The sequence below is a fragment of the Hungatella sp. SL.1.14 genome, assembly GCF_024460495.1.
Lineage (GTDB): Bacteria > Bacillota > Clostridia > Lachnospirales > Lachnospiraceae > Hungatella > Hungatella hathewayi.
In genome coordinates this window covers 1-333 of sequence record NZ_JANFYJ010000209.1, presented here as the reverse complement: position 1 = coordinate 333, position 333 = coordinate 1, and the positions used below count along the sequence as shown (strand labels likewise).

1 protein-coding gene is annotated in these 333 nt (G+C 22.8%); it reads right to left on the bottom strand.

Features of this window, described 5'->3' with window-relative positions; translation table 11 throughout:
• Nucleotides 1-188, bottom strand: a 188-nt coding sequence (locus NE473_RS30710) for a hypothetical protein (protein WP_256265606.1), incomplete at its 3' end; no start/stop codon positions are given.
• Nucleotides 189-333: the final 145 nt, after the last annotated feature.

The following is a 333-nucleotide window of genomic DNA, read 5'->3' as shown; positions in this document are numbered from 1 at the left end:
AATGATGCAATATATTGACAAGAAATAATTGATTTAAAATATAATTTACATTCTTTTGAATATAACTTATTTTCTGGCCAATCTAAATTTCTTTTTATAAATTCATTAAAAACACTTATTACTGAAACAACATAATTTACTTCGCTCTCAACTATTACTGTAGGATAATTGTTTGATATATAAACCATTTGTTCTAGAGATGCCTATATTACTGCTTTATTAACTTTTGAGCTACGAGTGATGCTTTTTTCTCTATAAAAATTATTGTTGTATGGTTTATTAATATAGCTTATCCTTTTAGCATTACTAAAAAATTTTTATGTAGTAAATGTA